This window comes from Dactylosporangium sp. NPDC005572, assembly GCF_040605515.1.
Taxonomy (GTDB): domain Bacteria; phylum Actinomycetota; class Actinomycetes; order Mycobacteriales; family Micromonosporaceae; genus Dactylosporangium.
Map to the genome: position 1 here is coordinate 118,767 of NZ_JBEXCY010000007.1, position 17,339 is coordinate 136,105.

The following is a 17,339-nucleotide window of genomic DNA, read 5'->3' on the forward strand; positions in this document are numbered from 1 at the left end:
TCCGCTTCGCTCCGGCCGCACGACGTCACACTGTGCTCCCGATGTCCGGCCCCTCCGCTGCGCTCCGGACCGGTCATTCGCGCCCCAGGTCGCGGTGCTGCGGCGACGCCGCGAGCCGCATCTCGCGCAGCCGGCGGGCCAGCTCCTCGGCGATGGCCACGCTGCGGTGCTTGCCGCCGGTGCAGCCGACGGCGATCGTGAGATACCGCTTGCCCTCGCGCTCGAAGCCCGGCGCCGTCGCGTTGATCAGCCGCGCGTAGGTCTCGACGAAGGTCACCGCCCCGCGCTGCCCCAGCACGTACCGGCTGACGTCCGTCTCCCGGCCGGTGTGCTCACGCAGCTCGGGCACCCAGTACGGGTTCGGCAGGAACCGCGCGTCGAGCACGAAGTCGGCGTCCGGCGGCAGCCCGTACTTGAACCCGAAGGACAGCACCGTCACCCGGATCTGGGTCGTGTCCTCCTCGCCGAACATCTCCTCGATGCGGCCGCGGAGCTGGTTGACGTTGAGATGACTCGTGTCGATGAGGACGTCGGCCTGCTCCCGGGCCTCCTGGAGCAGCTTGCGCTCGGCCGCGATCCCGTCGGACAGCCGCCCCGCGCCCTGCAGCGGGTGTGATCGGCGCACGCTCTCGAACCGCCGGATGAGCACCTCGTCGTCCGCGTCGACGAACACCATGCGCGGGTTGAACCCCCGCTCGCGCAGCGCCTTGACCGCACCCGGAAGGTCGGTCGAGAACGCGTGACTGCGCACGTCGAGCACCATTGCCGTACGCCGGGCGGCCCCCCGCGCCTGGTACGCCAGCTCGGCCATGTCGAGCAACAACGCCTGCGGCAGGTTGTCGACGACGTAATACCCCACGTTCTCCAGAGCCCGGGCGACCGTGCTGCGCCCACCGCCGGACACGCCCGTGACGATGACCAGGTCGGTCGTCGTCCGGTCAGGCGCGACCGGCTCCCCCTCTTCGCTCACCACGCGGTCGAGTCTATGTCGTGACGCCTTCCGCCCCCGCCGCTCGGTCGGTTTGCCCCTCTTGCGCGGGTGCCGGGCCGTCACCGTTCAGCGCTGTCAGGATCGCCTCGGCCGTGCGGCGGCCGATGCCGTGGACCTCGGCGATCTCCTCGATGCTCGCCGCCTTCAGCCGTTTGAGTGAACCGAAGTGCCGCAGCAGGGCCTTGCGGCGGATCTCGCCGAGGCCCGGAACACCGTCCAACGTGGACGTGGTCATGCGCTTCGAGCGCTTCTGCCGGTGATACGTGATGGCGAACCGGTGGGCCTCGTCACGGACGCGCTGGAGGAGATACAGGCCCTCGGAGGCGCGCGGCAGGATCACCGGGAACTCGTCGTCGGGCAGCCAGACCTCCTCCAGCCGCTTCGCGAGGCCGCAGATCGCGATGTCGTCGATGCCCAGGTCGAGCAGCACCTGCGCGGCCGCGTTGACCTGGGGCTGACCGCCGTCGACGACCACCAGCTGCGGCGGATAGGCGAACTTGCGCGGCCGGCCCGTCGTCGGGTCGATGCCCGGCCGCGACGGGTCCTCCTCGCCGCCGGTCAGCTCGTCGAGCTCGACCTTCGCGTCGAGATAGCGCGCGAACCGCCGCCGGAGCACCTCCGAGATCGCCGACACGTCGTCGCTGGCTCCGTTGATGGCGAACCGCCGATATTCACTCTTGCGGGACAGCCCGTCCTCGAACACGACCATGCTGGCGACCACGTCGGTGCCCTGGATCTGGGACACGTCATAGCACTCGATGCGCAGCGGCGCCGTCTGCATGCCGAGCGCCTCGGCGATCTCCTCCAGCGCCTTGCTGCGCGTGCTCAGGTCGCCGGCCCGGCGCAGCTTGTGCTGCTGGAGCGCCTGCTCGGCGTTGCGGGCGACGGTCTCCGCGAGGGTCTTCTTGTCGCCGCGCTGCGGGACGCGGATCGCCACCCGGCTGCCGCGCAGCTTCGACAGCCAGTCGGCGAGCGCGTCGACGTCGGCCGGCAGCTCCGGGACCAGCAGCTCCTTGGGCAGGTCGGCGGAGTCGGCGCCGGCCTCCGTGCCGTAGATCTGGCTGCAGAAGTGGTGGACCAGGTCGCCGGCGGTCAGGTCCTCGGTCTTCTCCACGACCCAGCCGCGCTGGCCGCGGACCCGCCCGCCGCGCACGTGGAACACCTGGACGGCGGCCTCCAGGGGGTCGTCGGCGAACGCCACGACGTCGGCGTCGACGCCGTCGCCGAGCACGACCGCCTGCTTCTCGATGGCGCGCCGCAGCGCCCCCAGGTCGTCGCGCAGCCGGGCGGCCCGCTCGAAGTCGAGCTCGTCGCTGGCCGCATACATCTCGCGCTCCAGCTTGCGGACCATCGTGTCGGTCTTGCCGGCCATGAAGTCGCAGAAGTCCTCGACGATCTGCCGGTGCTCGGCCTCGCTCACCCGGTCGACGCAGGGGGCGGAGCACTTCCCGATATACCCCAGCAGGCACGGCCGGCCGATCTGCCCCGCCCGCTTGAAGACGCCCGAGGAGCAGGTGCGCGCCGGGAACACCCGCAGCAGCAGGTCGAGCGTCTCGCGGATCGCCCAGGCGTGCGCATAGGGCCCGAAATAGCGCACGCCCTTGCGCTTCGCGCCGCGCATCACCTGGAGCCGCGGATAGGCCTCGTCGAGCGTGACGGCGAGATAGGGATAGCTCTTGTCGTCGCGATAGCGGACGTTGAACCGCGGGTCATAGGCCTTGATCCAGTTGAACTCCAGCTGGAGCGCCTCGACCTCGGTGCCGACGACGACCCAGTCGACCCGCGACGCGGTGGTGACCATCTGCTGGGTGCGCGAGTGCAGCGTCCACACGTCGGCGAAGTAGGAGCTGAGCCGCTGCCGCAGCGACTTGGCCTTGCCCACGTAGATGACCCGGCCCGACGGGTCATAGAACCGGTAGACCCCGGGCGAGTCCGGAATGGTGCCGGAGGCGGGACGATACGTGGACGGGTCAGGCACGGTTCCGAGACTAGTCGGGAGGTACGACAAAACCCGGAGGGGCAGGGCCGGCCGCCCCCTCTCGGCCGACCCCGCGACGTTCCCTTACGCCAGCGAGATGTTGTCGCCCTCGACCTTGAGCTGCTTCTCCTCCAGCGCCTTGGTCGCCGGGCCGGTCTTCACCGACCCGTCGGCCGCCGAGAACGCGCTGCCGTGGCACTTGCAGTGGATCGAACCGTCCGACACCTCGGACACCACGCACTGCTGGTGCGTGCAGATCGAGCTGAAGGCCTTGAACTGGCCCGACGCCGGTTGGGTGACGACCACTCCACCACCGTCGGTGAAGATCTTCCCTCCACCGACCGGGATGTCGGCCTTGGTCGCCAGGACGCCGCCGGCCGCCGCACCACCGGTGCTGCCGCCGTTGTCGCTCCCCGACGATCCGCTGTCGCTGTCATCGTCTCCACACGCAGCTAGCACCGTCACGGCCGTAACGCCGGCCGCTCCGGCAAGCACCGCACGGCGGGTCGTGTCACTCATAGGCTCTCCTCTAATGATCGTGGCCCGCTGGCTACGCCGAGAACTACCCCCATATTGGTTCGCTCGGTTCAATGCTCAACAAAACCTCAGAAATCCGTTATCTCGGCGTGATGTAGCTACACCTCGACGACGTAGCCGTCCTGCACCTTCACGGGCACGCCGTTGAGCCCGCGGGACGCCGGACCTCGCACCAGGCTGCCGTCGGCCACCTTGAACTGCGAGTTGTGCCCGGGGCAGTTGATGACGGAGTCGCCCGTGGTTGGCGGGTCGACCATGATCCCCTGGTGCGGGCAGGCCGCCTTGAACGCCTTGAACGTGCCCTGCTTCGGCTGCACGACGAGCACGGTGTCCTTCGCGATCACGCCGCCGCCGACGGGGACCTCCTTCGTCGCCACGAGCGCGCCGGTTGGTGGCGCGGCCTCGCCGGGTTGGGTCGGTGCGCCGGTGTTGTCGAAAGGATTGGTGGCTCCACTGGTACTGCCGGCAGCCGCCGGGCTGGTCGCTCCACCGTTCGCGGCCGGCTCCGCGGGGTCGCCGCCGCACCCGGCGACGACGGTGACGCCCAACGCGCCGGCCCCGAGCAGCAGCGCCCGCCGCGCGGCGCAGGGATTGAATCGGTCCTGAACTGGCACCCAGTCCTCCTGTGATCAGGCCTCGCCAAGCGGCGAGGGTAGCAGCGCCACCTTCGAGCCGCCTGGCTATGGCCTTCGAGCGCGCACCCCGGCCGCCGGTTCCCGGGAACGACGAAACCGGCCCACCCCGTTCGGCTCGGGTGGGCCGGTCAGCGCGCCGGGCAGGCGCGGGTCAGCTCTTCGTGGTCGCCTTCCGCGCCGGCGCCTTGCGCGCCGCGGTCGTCTTGGCGGCCGCGGTCGTCTTGGCCGCCGCGGTCGACTTCGCCGCGGTCGTGGACTTCGCCGCGCGGCCGGTCGACTTGGTCGCGCGGGCCTTCTCCGCGGGCGGGTCGACCGGGTCGGGGGCCGCCTTGCGGGCGGACACCGACTTCTTCGGGGCCGCCTCGGTGCCCCGGGCCGCGTTGGCCTTCGCCGCCCGGTCGCGGGCCGAGGTGTCGGCGTTGGTCGCAGGGCCCTCCAGGCCCAGGACGTGGCGCAGGAACTGGCCGGTGTAGCTCTCCTCGAGGTCGGCGACCTCCTCGGGCGTGCCCGCGGCGACGACCATGCCGCCCTTGTGGCCACCCTCGGGGCCCATGTCGATCAGCCAGTCGGCCGCCTTGATCACGTCGAGGTTGTGCTCGATGACGATGACCGTGTTGCCCTTGTCGACCAGGCTCTGGAGCACCAGCAGGAGCTTGCGGATGTCCTCGAAGTGCAGGCCGGTGGTCGGCTCGTCCAGCACGTACACCGTCTTGCCGGTCGACCGCTTCTGCAGCTCCGACGCGAGCTTCACGCGCTGCGCCTCGCCGCCGGACAGGGTCGGGGCCGGCTGGCCGAGCCGCACGTAGCCGAGGCCGACGTCGTTGAGCGTCTTCAGGTGCCGGTGGATCGCCGGGATCGCCTCGAAGAAGCCCGCGGCCTCCTCGATCGGCATGTCGAGGATCTCCGCGATCGTGCGGCCCTTGTAGTGCACCTCGAGGGTCTCGCGGTTGTACCGCGCGCCCTTGCACACCTCGCACGGCACGTAGACGTCGGGCAGGAAGTTCATCTCGATCTTGATCGTGCCGTCGCCGGCGCACGCCTCGCAGCGGCCGCCCTTGACGTTGAACGAGAACCGGCCGGGGCCGTAGCCGCGGACCTTCGCCTCGGTCGTCTCGGCGAACAGCTTGCGGATGTTGTCGAACACGCCCGTGTAGGTCGCCGGGTTGGACCGCGGGGTGCGGCCGATGGGCGACTGGTCGACGCCGACGACCTTGTCCACCTGGTCGAGCCCGGTGATCCGGGTGTGCCGGCCGGGCACCATGCGCGCGCCGTTGACCGTGTTCGCCAGCACCGCGTGCAGGATGTCGTTGACCAGCGTCGACTTGCCGGACCCGGACACGCCGGTCACCGCGACGAACTGGCCCAGCGGGAACGGCACGGTCAGGTTGCGCAGGTTGTGCTCGCGCGCGCCGACGACGACCAGCTCACGGCCCGGGGTGCGGGGCCGGCGGATCTCCGGCGTCGGGATGCTCCTGCGGCCCGCCAGGTAGGCGCCGGTCACCGACTCCTCGGCCGTGACCAGGTCCCGGTAGGGCCCGCTGTGCACGACCCGGCCGCCGTGCTCGCCCGCGCCCGGCCCGATGTCGACGATCCAGTCGGCGGTGCGGATGGTGTCCTCGTCGTGCTCGACGACGATCAGCGTGTTGCCCAGGTTCTTCAGCCGGACCAGCGTCTCGATGAGCCGGTGGTTGTCCCGCTGGTGCAGGCCGATGCTCGGCTCGTCGAGCACGTAGAGCACGCCGACCAGGCCGGAGCCGATCTGGGTGGCGAGCCGGATGCGCTGTGCCTCGCCGCCGGACAGCGTGCCCGACGCCCGGTCGAGGGACAGGTAGTCGAGGCCGACGTCGACCAGGAACCGCAGCCGCGCGTTGATCTCCTTGAGCACCCGCTCGGCGATCATCTTCTGCCGGTCGTTGAGCTCCATCGCGCCGAGCAGGTCGGCGCACTCGCCCACGGACAGGTTGCAGACGTCGGCGATGCTGTGCCCGGCGATGGTCACCGCCAGGATCTCGGGCTTGAGCCGCGTGCCGCCGCAGGTCGGGCAGGGCACGTCGCGCATATACCCCTCGTACTTGTCGCGCGACCAGTCGCTCTCGGTGTCGGAGTGCCGCCGCTCGATCCACTGCACCACGCCCTCGAAGCCGGTGTAGTAGGAGCGCTCACGGCCGTACTTGTTGCGATACCGGACGTGGACCTGATCCTCGGAGCCGTGCAGGATCGCCTTCTGCCCGCGGGAGGAGATCGCCCGCCACGGCGTGTCGAGGTTGAAGCCCTCCTCGTCGCCGAGCGCCTCCAGCAGGCGCAGGAAGTAGTCGAGGGTGTGGCCCGTCGCCCACGGAGCGACCGCGCCCTCCCGCAGCGTGCGCTCCGGGTCGGGGATGATCAGCTCTGGGTCGACCTCCTTCTTGGTGCCGATGCCGGTGCAGTCGGGGCAGGCGCCGTAGGGCGCGTTGAAGGAGAACGACCGGGGCTCCAGGTCCTCGATCGACAGCGGGTGCTCGTTGGGGCACGCGAGGTGCTCGGAGAACAGCCGCTCGCGGTGCTCGTCGTCCTCGGGCAGGTCGACGAACTCCAGGATGACGATGCCGGCGGCGAGCTTGAGCGCGGTCTCGACCGAGTCGGTGAGCCGCTGCTTCGCGCTGGCCTTCACCGCGAGCCGGTCGACGACCACCTCGATGGTGTGCTTCTCCTGCTTCTTCAGCTTCGGCGGCTCGGTGAGCGGGTGCACGACGCCGTCGATCCGGGCCCGCGCATACCCCTTCGACTGCAGCTCGCTGAACAGGTCGACATACTCCCCCTTGCGCCCGCGCACGACCGGCGCGAGCACCTGGAAGCGGGTGCCCTCGTCCATGGCGAGGACCCGGTCGACGATCTGCTGCGGGGTCTGCTTGGTGATCGCCTCGCCGCAGACCGGGCAGTGCGGCTCGCCGACGCGCGCGAACAGCAGCCGCAGGTAGTCGTAGACCTCGGTGATGGTGCCGACCGTTGAGCGCGGGTTGCGCGAGGTCGACTTCTGGTCGATGGACACCGCCGGGGACAGGCCCTCGATGAAGTCGACGTCGGGCTTGTCCATCTGGCCGAGGAACTGTCGCGCGTAGGAGGAGAGCGACTCGACGTAGCGCCGCTGGCCCTCCGCGAAGATCGTGTCGAACGCCAGGCTCGACTTGCCTGAGCCGGACAGCCCGGTGAACACGATCATCGCGTCGCGCGGCAGGTCGAGACTGACGTCGCGGAGGTTGTGCTCGCGTGCGCCACGGATGATCAAGCGGTCCGACATGCTACCCCTTGGCAGTGATTTGTCCGGTTCGAACACCGTCCCGGTGCCAGCCGACAACTCTAGCCAGGGGGTATGACACTTTTCCGCCGCCGACGAACCCGAACGGGGGACACGAGGACCTCCCGGCTATGGACGCGCCAGCCGTTTCGCCTTGCTGCGGCTCTCGCGCCTCATCCGCCGTACCGATGCAAGCATCTGCTCTTTCTGCAGCTTCTGCCAATGGGCGAAGCGTCGCGCGTTCAGCACGCCGTCCTCCACCGCCGCCCGGACCGCGCAGTCCGGCTCCTCGGCGTGCCGGCAGTCCTGGAACCGGCAGTGGGCCGCGAGCTCGGTCACGTCGGCGAACGCCCGATCGAGGCCGGCCGCGGTGTCGAACATGCCGACGAGGCGGACGCCGGGGGTGTCGAGCACCGCACCGCCGCCCGGCATGGGCACCAGCGCCCGATATGTGGTCGTATGCCGGCCACGCCCGTCGGTCCGCAGTGTCTGGGTCTGCATGACCGGCGCCCCGGCGAGCGCGTTGACCAGGCTCGACTTGCCTGCACCGGACTGGCCCAGCAGGCCGAGCGTGCGGCCGTGGGCGACGAACGGTCGCAGCGCGTCGAGCCCCAGGCCCGTCCGCGTGCTCACCGCGTGCACCACCACCCCGGACTCCCGGCCCGGCATCTGCGCGGCGAGCGCGAGCGGGTCGGCGGCCAGATCGGCCTTGGTCAGCACCAGCAGCGGCTTCGCCCCCGACTCCCAGGCGAGCGCCAGCAGGCGTTCGATACGCCCGATGTCGGGTGACGGGTCGACCGGCTCCACGACCGCGACCGCGTCGACGTTGGCGGCGAGCAGCTGGCCGAAGGACTCCTCGCCGGCCACGGCCCGGACGATGGCGGTGCGTCTCGGCAGTACCGCCTCCGCCGTCACCCGCTGGTCGGGCCACGTGCGCACGACCAGCCAGTCGCCCGCGCACGGCAGAGCCGCCGGATCCTGTGCGCCGCGCGCCAGCAGCGATCCCGCCAGACTGGCCCGGACCGGGCCGTCGGCGGCCAGCGCGGTACAAATGCCGCGGTCAACCCGGCTGACCCGCGCGGGCCGCTGGCCCGGCAGGTCGTGGCGGCGCGCATAGGCCGCGGCGAAGTCGTCGTCCCAACCGAGGGCCGACAGGTCGATTGTCATCCACTCTTCCTGACGTACTGGTGTTCGGAAATCCACGGTAGGTAGCGCGTCCTTGCCGCGAAACCGAATATCGCGGCTATGGTCGGGTGCGTGCTCCCCTCGCATGTGCTGGCCAGTGCCGTCGGACTCCGCCTCGAGCGGGCGGATGTCCAGTGGCACGTCTCACCCGGCCAGGAGGACTCGCTGATGCGGTTCTGGCTCACCTTCGGTGGGCGGTCGTACGGGTTCCACGTGGGCGCCGAGGACGAGATCCTGGACGTGATCGTCGAGGATCGCGGCACGGACGCCGAGATGGGCATCTACGGCCGGCTCGAGGTGCGCCCGGCCGCCGACGACGACCCCGCGGCCGTCGCGGTCGGCCAGCGCCTGGTCGTCGTCCACGATCTCTACGCGGGGTACCTCGGCAAGCCCATCGGCGCCCGGCTGAGCTTCGAGACCGTCGACCTCAGCGTCGCCGACTGGGAGGACGAACTGCACTGGGCGATCGGCGACCTGCCGCCTGCGGTCGGGGTGCGGCACCGGTAGCGTTGTACCGCGTGACGGCTGATCCGCTGGTTCTCGACGCCGAGCTCGACCGCGCCACCGAACGCCTGCTCGCCACCGTCCGCACCCTCGACGGCAACGGCCTGACCGCCCCGTCGCTCTGCCCCGGCTGGACCCGCGGCCACGTGGTGACCCACCTGGCCCGCAACGCCGATGCCTACGTCAACCTGCTCACCTGGGCCCGCACCGGCGTGCGCACGCCGGCGTACGAGTCGCCCGCGGTACGAAATGGTGAGATCGAGTCCGGATCGAGCCGGCCCCCGCAGGATCAGCACGACGACCTGGTCGCCGCCGTGGCCCGGCTGCGCTCGGCGATCGACGACCTCCCCGCCTCGTCGTGGACGGCGACGGTCGAGCTCCCGTCCGGCACCCCGATCCCCGCGGCCCGCGTGGTCTGGTCGCGCATCTGCGAGGTGGAGCTCCACCACGTGGACCTGGACGCGGGCTACGGCCCGGCGGACTGGCCGGAGTCGTTCCCGCAGCGCCTGCTGCACGACCCGGCGACCCCGCGCCCGGCGACGCTGCTCGACCCGACCGGCCACTGCCTGCTGTCGGTCGCCGACACCCCCACGGTGACCGGCCCGGTCCACCTCCTCGCCGCCTGGCTGACCGGCCGCAGCGACGGCACCGGCCTGACCGGCGACCTGCCCTCCCTGGAGAAGTGGAAATGAGCCTCTCGATCACGAAGCTGTCCGTCGGCCCGATGGACAACAATGCGTACCTCCTGCGCTGCACCACGACCGGCGAGGGCGTCCTGGTGGACGCCGCCAACGAGCCGTCGCGCCTGCTGTCCCTCATCGGCCCGGACGGCATATCGTCGGTCGTCACGACACACCGCCACGCCGACCACTGGCAGGCGCTCGCGGAGGTGATCTCGGCGACCGGCGCGGCGTCGCTGGCCCACCCGGCGGACGCCCCGGAGATCCCGCTGGTGACCGACACGCTGACCGACGGCGCCACCCTGCACCTGGGCGACCTGACCCTCTCGGTGATCCACCTGGTGGGCCACACACCGGGCTCGATCGCGCTGTACTACGAGGGCGAGGGAGGCCACCTCTTCACGGGCGACTCGCTGTTCCCGGGCGGGGTGGGCAACACATTCGGCTCGAAGGAGAACTTCGACTCCCTGTACCACGACGTGACCACGAAGCTGTTCGACCGCTTGGAGGACGGCGTCACGTTCTACCCCGGCCACGGCAAGAACTCCACGATCGGCGCCGAGCGCCCCTCACTCGCGGCGTGGCGTGAGCGCGGCTGGTGACCGGAACGGAGGCGGCCAGGTGACCACCAATGCTGCGGCTGGATGACCGGAGATGTGGCGGCCAGATGACCATTGATCATGCGTTTCCGGCATACTGGCGCCGTGGTGGACCTGATTCCCCGGCACGCGCAGGCGCTCGTCTCCGAGGCGCTGGCCGACACGCGGGTCGTGCTGGTCAACGGCGCTCGTCAGGCGGGGAAGAGCACGCTCACCCGGTTGGCGACGGCCGACGTGCCCGGCACGGTGATCCGCCTGCTCGACGACCCGGCGACACTCCGCGCGGCACAGGACGATCCGACCAGCTTTGTCGACCACGACGGGCTCATGGTGATCGACGAGATCCAACTGACTCCCGAGTTGTTGCGACCGATCAAGGTGACCGTGGACCTGGATCCGACACCTGGCCGGTTCCTCCTCACCGGCTCGTCGAGGATCCTCGCCCGGCGGACGCTTCCTGACGCCTTGCCCGGCCGGATGGAGATCATCGAACTCTGGCCCTTCTCCCAGGGCGAGATGAGCGGAGAGCCAGACCTCTTCATCGACGCGGCGTTCCGCCACGGACCCCGCATCAACCACTCATCCGACTGGCGGCGGAAGGATTACCTCGAACGCGTGGTCGTGGGTGGCTTTCCCGAGGCGGTTCGTCGGACAGCAAGACGCCGGGCAGCCTTCTTCGATTCGTACCTCACCACGCTGATCGAGCGTGACGTGCTCGAGATCGCCAACATCGAGCGCCGTAGCGAGCTGCTGAAACTGCTCGGCCTGCTGGCCGGCCGAGCCGGCCAGCTGCTCGTTCCGGGCACCTTGGCGGGACAATCCGGCATTCCTCGCACAACGCTTGTCCGCTACCTCGAACTACTGACGTCGGTGTTCCTCGTCAAGACCGTGCCGGCATGGGCGTCGAACCTGACCCAGCGCGCCGTCGGCACTCCGAAGCTGGCATTCGTCGACACGGGAGTTGCGTGCCACCTGATCGGCCAGGATTCCGCGAGGCTCGGCGAGCCGGGCGGCGCGGCCGGCCCGATGATGGAGAACTTCGTCGTCATGGAGCTCGCTCGCCAGCTCACCTGGTCCACGGAGCGCGGATCGCTCCACCATTACCGGACCAAGGACGGCGTCGAGGTCGACGCGGTCATTGAGACACCGGACGGTCGGGTGATCGGTGTCGAGGTCAAGGCCGGCGCCACGGTGCGGACCGAGGATCTGAGCGGCCTGCGAAGCCTGGCCAACGTGCTCGGCGACCGTTTCGTGGCCGGATTCGTGCTGTACACCGGCCAGCAGACCCTCCCGTTCGGCGACAAGATCCGAGCGGTACCACTGGACGCGCTCTGGCGCCTCGCACCGTAGGTCGCCGACGTGTTGACCGCCGAGCCCATATGCTCAGGACTCGTACAGCCGCTCGTAGAGCGACCGGCCGAACCGCTCGAAGTACACCGCGTACGCGGGCGCGCCCGGCGTCCACGGGTCGCCCCCGTCACGGGCGGTGTAGCGGTTGACCGCGCCGCCGAAGTCCGCACGGGCCGCCGTCCAGAATTCTCGGCCCTGCGCGACGATCCACATGCACAGGTCCTCGGTGTCGTCCTCGGAGTACCGCACCCCGTCCACGACCGGACCGTCCCAGTAGTCGGTCAGCGCCTCCGCCGCCAGCTCGTACGTCAGCTGGAACGCCACGATCTCGTCCTCCGGCGCCTCGCGCAGCCAGGCGAGGATGCTCGCCTGGCTCCGGGCGTGCGTCTCGAGCACCGACCAGAACGCATCCATCACCGTATTGATACCCCGCCTCCGCAAGGTGACCCGCTGAGAGCGCGGCAGCCGTATATACTGAATGGCGAGTCTGTATATACAGAGGTGGGGCTGTGACCAAGGTACTCATCGACATCGATGACGAAGCACTGGCCGAGGCGGCTGAGCTCCTCGGTACCAAGACCAAGAAGGACACCGTCAACACCGCGCTGCGCACGACCGCGCAGCAACTGCGCCGGGCCAGGGCGCTCGCACGCCTCGCCGAACTCGGAGAAACCGGCGCCTTCGACGAGCTCCTGGACAAGTCGACCTACCGCGCATGACCCCGGCGCGGTTCCTCGTCGACACCAGTGCGGTTGTCCGCCTGCTGCGCGACCGCGACGTCCGGGCCCGATGGCAGCCGCAGATCACCGCCGGTGTCATCGGCATCTGCCCGATCACCGAGCTGGAACTGCTGTACAGCGCCAGGTCGAAGGCCGATCGCGAGGAGTGGCTGGAACTGCTCAACGCCACGTTCAGCTGGGTCGCGATACCGGACCGGACCTTCGGCCGCGCAGCCGAGATCCAGGCGGCCATGACGGCCCGCGGCACCCATCGCTCAGCCGGCGCGGTGGACCTGATCCTCGCCGCGACGGCCGAACTGGGCAGCCTGACCCTGGTGCATTACGACCACGACTTCGACGAGATCGTCAAGGTGACGGGCCAGCCGGCCGCGTGGATCGCCACCCCGGGCTCAATCACCTGACTGTTCCCGTCGCGCACGTGTTCCCGGCTGCCGACGCGGCCGAGACGCGCCGGGACCGGGTAGTCGGCCGCCCAGCTCAGGTCCGGGCCGCCATGACGGCGCGGGTGGGGCGCATAGGGCACCATGGTTTCGTGCCGGTCTCCCCTGGGCCTCTCGGGCCGCCCCGTGCACCCGCCTGGCACGACTGCCGGGAGGCGGCCCGGTCCGTGCGTTCGGCCCCGTTCTGGGGACAGGTCCGAGACGTGGTCCGTCCGCCCGGCACCTCGATCCATCGATCTCGACCGCCGCTGGGCCTGCTGCTGTTCGCCGCCGCGCGTGACGGGCGGCTGGTCTGGCGGTCGGCCGGCGAGTTCGCCGTGATCGAGCCGCCGATCGCCCGCATGCGCGACTGGGCCGGTGGTGACCCCGGACGTACCTGGCTCGCCCGGCTGGATCGGTGGTGGGATCACCTGGTGTTCGCCGCACCGGCGTTCACGGCGCTGGCGCTCAGCGTGCCGGTCGCGTTCGTGCCGGTGGCCGGCCTGACCGCGGCCGTACTGCTGGTCCTGTTCGCGCTGGTCTACGTCACGGTGCAGATGGGCTTCGGACTGATCCGTCGCTCACGGCGCTTCCGCGACTCACCGGCGGACAGCGCTCGCGGGCTGCATTGGACCGTCACGCTGTGCCACGTCGGCGACGCGGCGCACGTCGATCGGCTGCTGCGGGCCGCCCTCGAGCGGTCGAGGAAGCTGGCCGCCGCGAGCATGCCGCCGGACCCGGCCGACGGCACACACGTCCTGATGTGTCTCGAGGCAGGCGTCACGAGCGCGGAGGCCCGCCGGGCGCTCACCACCGCGCCGTCCGTGATGAGTGCCGACCCCACCCATTCGGGCGTCTTCGTCGTGCGCGACGGCCGCCGCTTCCGGCCACCGAACCCCGATGCGCAGCGACCGATGCGCGGCATCGCACTGCTGCTGGCCGCCACGGCGCTCGCCATCGCGGCCAACGCCTTGTTCGTCGCCGGCAGCGAAAGGGCCGTCTGTGCCGACCGCCGCGCCTGCGCCGACCGGCCGGCGACGTGGCTCGATGCGGTGCACTGGCTGGTCAGCAACATGTTCTTCCAGGACAGCGGACTGGTCGCCGCCACCGGGCACGCCCGATTGCTCGGCTGGCTCATGCCGCCGCTGGGCCTGGTGGTCCTCGCCTGTGTGGGCGGCGCCGTCTGGCGACAGGCCCGCTACCATCGCGAACGGCGAGCGCTGAGGTACCAGCACATCGGCTCGACGATCGAGGGTTCGATGCGCATTCTCATCACCGTGGTCCTGGACGCCGAGCGAGACGCGATCATCGACGCCGTCGCGGAGGCGGGCGGCACCCCCGCCGAACCTGACACGGCGGGCGGCCATCCGATCTTCCGCCTGGGCCGGCTCGGGCCGGCGGAGATCTTCCTCGCGCAGACGGCGCAGGGCACCGCCACCCCGGCCTCGATGACGCTCACGGCGAGCGGCCTGATCGCGCAGCTCGGCATCGACCACGTCATACTCGCCGGCATCTGCTTCGGCCTGTGGTCGCGTCGGCTGGACGGCGGCGACCAGGAGCTCGGCGACGTGGTCGTCTCCGAGTTCGTGCAGGGCGTCGATCATCGGCGGGTCACGGACCGCGGGGGCGTGGAGCGGACCCTCTGGCGCGGTGAGCGGGTGCAGGCAACCGCGACGCTGCTGTTGGCGTTCCACGCGGCGACGCATCGGTGGCCGGGCCCGCGGGTCCACTTCGGCACAGTGCTGTCGTCGAACACGCTCGTCGACAGCTCGGCCTTCCGAGCCGAGCTGCGCGCCGCGTTTCCGGAGGCGTCGGCCGGCGAGATGGAGCTGACCGGACTGTACGCCGCCGCGGCCCGCAACGGATGCGGCTGGATCATGGTGAAGGGCATCTCGGACTGGGGCGCGGGCGGCCTCACCGACAGCACCCGGCACAGCGCGTCTCGGTCAGCCGCGGCGTTCGTCGTCCGCGCGATCACCCACGGCACGCTGCCCACACCGCGGCGCGATGCACAGGGCGGCCACAGCGCGAACTCCACGATCGGTGCCGAGCGCCCATCCCCGGACGAGTGGCGCGAGCGGGGCCGGTGACGCTATTTCCACAGCGTGTCGAGCGGCACGACCTGCGTACCGTCGTCGTGGGTGTAGGACAGGGCGCCCGTGTACAGCACGATCGCTGCGATCAGGCGGTCGCCGAGCCGGGCGCGCAGCGCCCGAATCCCGCGCAGGTCGTCGCCGTGGACCCGCGTCCCCGACTTGATCTCGAAGGCGATGACGTCTCCGTCGTCGCGCTCCAGCACCAGGTCCACCTCATCGGCCGCCGGCGTGCGGAAGTGGCCGACGGCGACTGGCGCATCCCACCAACTGACCTGCTTCAGGATCTCGCCGACCGCGAACGTCTCGATCAGATGGCCGTACTCGGTGAGCACCGCCGGATCGGACTTCTCGATCTTCTCCGGTGTCAGTCCGAGCAGCCACGCCATGACACCGGCGTCGACGATGTGGACCTTGGGCTGGCGGGCGACCCGTGAGCCCAGGGTCGTCCCCCAGGCGGGGAGCCGCTGGATCAGGAACACGGCCTCCAGGAGCCGCAGATAGTTCTCCGCGCTGCTCTTTTCCATGCCCACCGCCTGCGCGGTTGCCGCAATGTTGAGCACCTGGCCCGACCGCGCGGCGAGTTGGTTCAGTAGGCGGGGCAGCATCTCGCGCTGGCGGACACGACTGAGCTCGATCACGTCGCGCTCGATGACGAGCTCGAGATAGTTGCTGAACCAGCGCGAGCGCGACCGCCCTGGTGGACGCCGCAGCGCGACAGGCATGCCGCCCGAGGTCACCCTCCGGGCGTAGTCGTCCCGGCTGGTCGGTGACGGCTCCGACTTTTTCCGCATCTGAGCAAATCTTATTCCGCGTTTGTAACCAGAAAGTTCCGCAACTGTCCGGCCTCTTCGACCGCACGCCGGCGCGGCTGCGGCTGTCCGGTGGCCGCTCCGTCACCTGAGCGTGACGGCCGCCCCCTACGTTGAGTTCATGCGGCGGTTACCGTGGTGGTTCCTGATTCCGCTCCTCACCTTCGGGGCCGGCAGCGGCCCGATGGTCGTCTACGGCGGTGCCCGGCTGCGCAGTCGCGCGCACATCGCGGCCGGAGCCGTCTACGGCGCGCTCTTCCTCGTGTTCTTCGTGGGCGTGCAGTTCACCGACGAGGGCCGGGCCGGCCCCGTCGACGCGGTCGCCGCGACCTCCTGGCTGGTCAGCTGGCTGGGCGGCACGGTCCACGCCGCGATCCTCCAGCGAGCCGTGCGCGCCGAGCGCCGGCGGCGTTCCCAGCCGGCCGATCCGGTCCTGGCCGCGGCGCAGGAGCGGCTCGCCAGGCGGGCTGAGGCCCGCGCGCTCCTGGCGTCCGATCCGGCGCTCGCCGGTGAGCTGCTGATCGGCCGGCCTGATCTGTACCGCCAGTACGACGACGGCGGTCTCATCGACGTCAACAACGTGCCGAGCGCGGTCCTCGCCCGTGAGCTACGGCTGCCGGCCGAGGCGGCCGAGCAGATCGTGGACGCCCGCGAGCGCCTCGGTGGCTTCAGCTCCCCGGACGAGCTGGTCGTGTACTGCGCCGGCATCACCCCGGCCCAGCTCGGCAACATCCGCGACCGGCTGGTGTTCCTGCCTCACTGACGGGCGATAGATTGCCGGCCATGACCGTATCGGCGAAGCCCGTCTATCTCCTGGACTTCCTGCCCGACGACTGGCGCGAGGCGGTCACCCCGCACGTCGACCCCGCCGTCGTGGCGGCGCTGTCGTCGTTCGTGGTCGAGGAGTACCGGTCCGGCACGGTGTACCCGCGGAAGCAGGACATCTACGCCGCGTACAAGCTGTCGCCGCTCGCGACGACCCGGATCCTCATCCTCGGCCAGGACCCGTACATCCGGCCGGGACAGGCCCACGGGCTGAGCTTCAGCGTGCCGCCGGGCGTCCCGGTCCCGCCGTCCCTGCGCAACGTGTACCAGGAGATGCGCGAGGACCTGGGGGTGGACCCGCCGCCGTCGGGCGACCTGACCGCGTGGTGCCGGCAGGGGGTGATGCTGCTCAACGCGGTGCTGACCGTCCGCGCCGGTAGCCCGAACTCGCACAAGGGGCGCGGTTGGGAGAACATCACCGACGCCACGATCCGGGCGCTGAACGCCAAGGCAGAGCGCGTCGTGTTCGTGCTGTGGGGCGCCGCGGCGAAGGCCAAGGCGCCGCTGGTGACGAACGACCGGCATGTCGTACTGCGGGCCGGCCACCCCAGCCCGATGAACCCGGCCGGCTTCCTCGGCAGTCGGCCGTTCAGCCGGATCAACGCGGCGCTCGTGGCGGCCGGGACGCCGCCGGTGCGCTGGTCGCCGTCGATGCCGCGGCAGTGACGGGTCGTTGGCCCGGTGCACTTCCCGCGGTTACCCTCGGTACTGAGGAGG

The 17,339-nt window shown here is 70.5% G+C and carries 16 protein-coding genes and 1 pseudogene; 9 read left to right on the forward strand and 8 right to left on the reverse strand.

Annotated elements, in window-relative coordinates; translation table 11 throughout:
• Positions 1-73: 73 nt before the first annotated feature.
• The 6 genes and pseudogenes from rapZ to rsgA all read right to left on the reverse strand — a co-directional run bounded on the left by rapZ (position 74) and on the right by rsgA (position 8,582).
• Positions 74-973, reverse strand: coding sequence for an RNase adapter RapZ (rapZ, locus tag ABZS66_RS05990; RefSeq protein ID WP_354755592.1), 900 nt, complete (start codon positions 971-973; stop codon positions 74-76).
• Positions 974-983: 10 nt separating this feature from the next.
• Positions 984-2,969, reverse strand: a complete 1,986-nt coding sequence (uvrC, locus tag ABZS66_RS05995; RefSeq protein ID WP_354755594.1) for an excinuclease ABC subunit UvrC — start codon at positions 2,967-2,969, stop codon at positions 984-986.
• A gap of 84 nt (positions 2,970-3,053) precedes the next feature.
• Positions 3,054-3,488, reverse strand: a complete 435-nt coding sequence (locus tag ABZS66_RS06000) for a Rieske (2Fe-2S) protein (RefSeq protein ID WP_354755595.1) — start codon at positions 3,486-3,488, stop codon at positions 3,054-3,056.
• Positions 3,489-3,604: 116 nt separating this feature from the next.
• Entirely contained in the window at positions 3,605-4,120 is a 516-nt protein-coding gene (locus ABZS66_RS06005) for a Rieske (2Fe-2S) protein (protein WP_354755597.1), read from the reverse strand.
• A 346-nt stretch (positions 4,121-4,466) separates the two neighbouring features.
• Positions 4,467-7,418: pseudogene (uvrA, locus tag ABZS66_RS06010) on the reverse strand (excinuclease ABC subunit UvrA); the annotation flags it as partial.
• A gap of 126 nt (positions 7,419-7,544) precedes the next feature.
• On the reverse strand, positions 7,545-8,582 hold the full coding sequence (gene rsgA, locus ABZS66_RS06015; protein WP_354755599.1) for a ribosome small subunit-dependent GTPase A: 1,038 nt from the start codon (positions 8,580-8,582) through the stop codon (positions 7,545-7,547).
• A gap of 90 nt (positions 8,583-8,672) precedes the next feature.
• Here rsgA and ABZS66_RS06020 point away from each other — a divergent pair, with 90 nt between their 5' ends.
• From ABZS66_RS06020 to ABZS66_RS06035, 4 genes are all read left to right on the forward strand, one after another.
• Positions 8,673-9,107, forward strand: a complete 435-nt coding sequence (locus ABZS66_RS06020; RefSeq protein ID WP_354755600.1) for a hypothetical protein — start codon at positions 8,673-8,675, stop codon at positions 9,105-9,107.
• A gap of 11 nt (positions 9,108-9,118) precedes the next feature.
• Complete coding sequence (locus ABZS66_RS06025; protein WP_354755602.1) at positions 9,119-9,796, forward strand: maleylpyruvate isomerase family mycothiol-dependent enzyme; 678 nt, start codon at positions 9,119-9,121, stop codon at positions 9,794-9,796.
• Positions 9,793-10,386, forward strand: coding sequence for an MBL fold metallo-hydrolase (locus tag ABZS66_RS06030; protein ID WP_354755604.1), 594 nt, complete (start codon positions 9,793-9,795; stop codon positions 10,384-10,386). The genes ABZS66_RS06025 and ABZS66_RS06030 overlap by 4 nt, the downstream gene beginning before the upstream one ends.
• Positions 10,387-10,488: 102 nt before the next feature.
• On the forward strand, positions 10,489-11,733 hold the full coding sequence (locus ABZS66_RS06035; RefSeq protein ID WP_354755606.1) for an ATP-binding protein: 1,245 nt from the start codon (positions 10,489-10,491) through the stop codon (positions 11,731-11,733).
• Positions 11,734-11,766: 33 nt separating this feature from the next.
• Here the strand turns inward: ABZS66_RS06035 and ABZS66_RS06040 are convergent, their stop codons facing one another.
• On the reverse strand, positions 11,767-12,147 hold the full coding sequence (locus ABZS66_RS06040; RefSeq protein WP_354755607.1) for a hypothetical protein: 381 nt from the start codon (positions 12,145-12,147) through the stop codon (positions 11,767-11,769).
• A 95-nt stretch (positions 12,148-12,242) separates the two neighbouring features.
• Here ABZS66_RS06040 and ABZS66_RS06045 point away from each other — a divergent pair, with 95 nt between their 5' ends.
• From ABZS66_RS06045 to ABZS66_RS06055, 3 genes are all read left to right on the forward strand, one after another.
• Positions 12,243-12,452, forward strand: a complete 210-nt coding sequence (locus ABZS66_RS06045) for a type II toxin-antitoxin system VapB family antitoxin (protein WP_354755608.1) — start codon at positions 12,243-12,245, stop codon at positions 12,450-12,452.
• Positions 12,449-12,874, forward strand: coding sequence for a PIN domain nuclease (locus tag ABZS66_RS06050; protein WP_354755609.1), 426 nt, complete (start codon positions 12,449-12,451; stop codon positions 12,872-12,874). The genes ABZS66_RS06045 and ABZS66_RS06050 overlap by 4 nt, the downstream gene beginning before the upstream one ends.
• A gap of 242 nt (positions 12,875-13,116) precedes the next feature.
• Entirely contained in the window at positions 13,117-14,982 is a 1,866-nt protein-coding gene (locus ABZS66_RS06055; protein WP_354755613.1) for a hypothetical protein, read from the forward strand.
• A 2-nt stretch (positions 14,983-14,984) separates the two neighbouring features.
• On the opposite strand, the gene ABZS66_RS06060 is transcribed toward ABZS66_RS06055, so the two are convergent.
• Positions 14,985-15,725, reverse strand: coding sequence for a DUF4143 domain-containing protein (locus tag ABZS66_RS06060; RefSeq protein WP_354755616.1), 741 nt, complete (start codon positions 15,723-15,725; stop codon positions 14,985-14,987).
• A gap of 193 nt (positions 15,726-15,918) precedes the next feature.
• Here ABZS66_RS06060 and ABZS66_RS06065 point away from each other — a divergent pair, with 193 nt between their 5' ends.
• Entirely contained in the window at positions 15,919-16,560 is a 642-nt protein-coding gene (locus ABZS66_RS06065; protein WP_354755618.1) for a hypothetical protein, read from the forward strand.
• 20 nt (positions 16,561-16,580) lie between these two features.
• Complete coding sequence (locus ABZS66_RS06070) at positions 16,581-17,288, forward strand: uracil-DNA glycosylase (RefSeq protein WP_354755620.1); 708 nt, start codon at positions 16,581-16,583, stop codon at positions 17,286-17,288.
• Positions 17,289-17,339 lie beyond the last annotated feature (51 nt).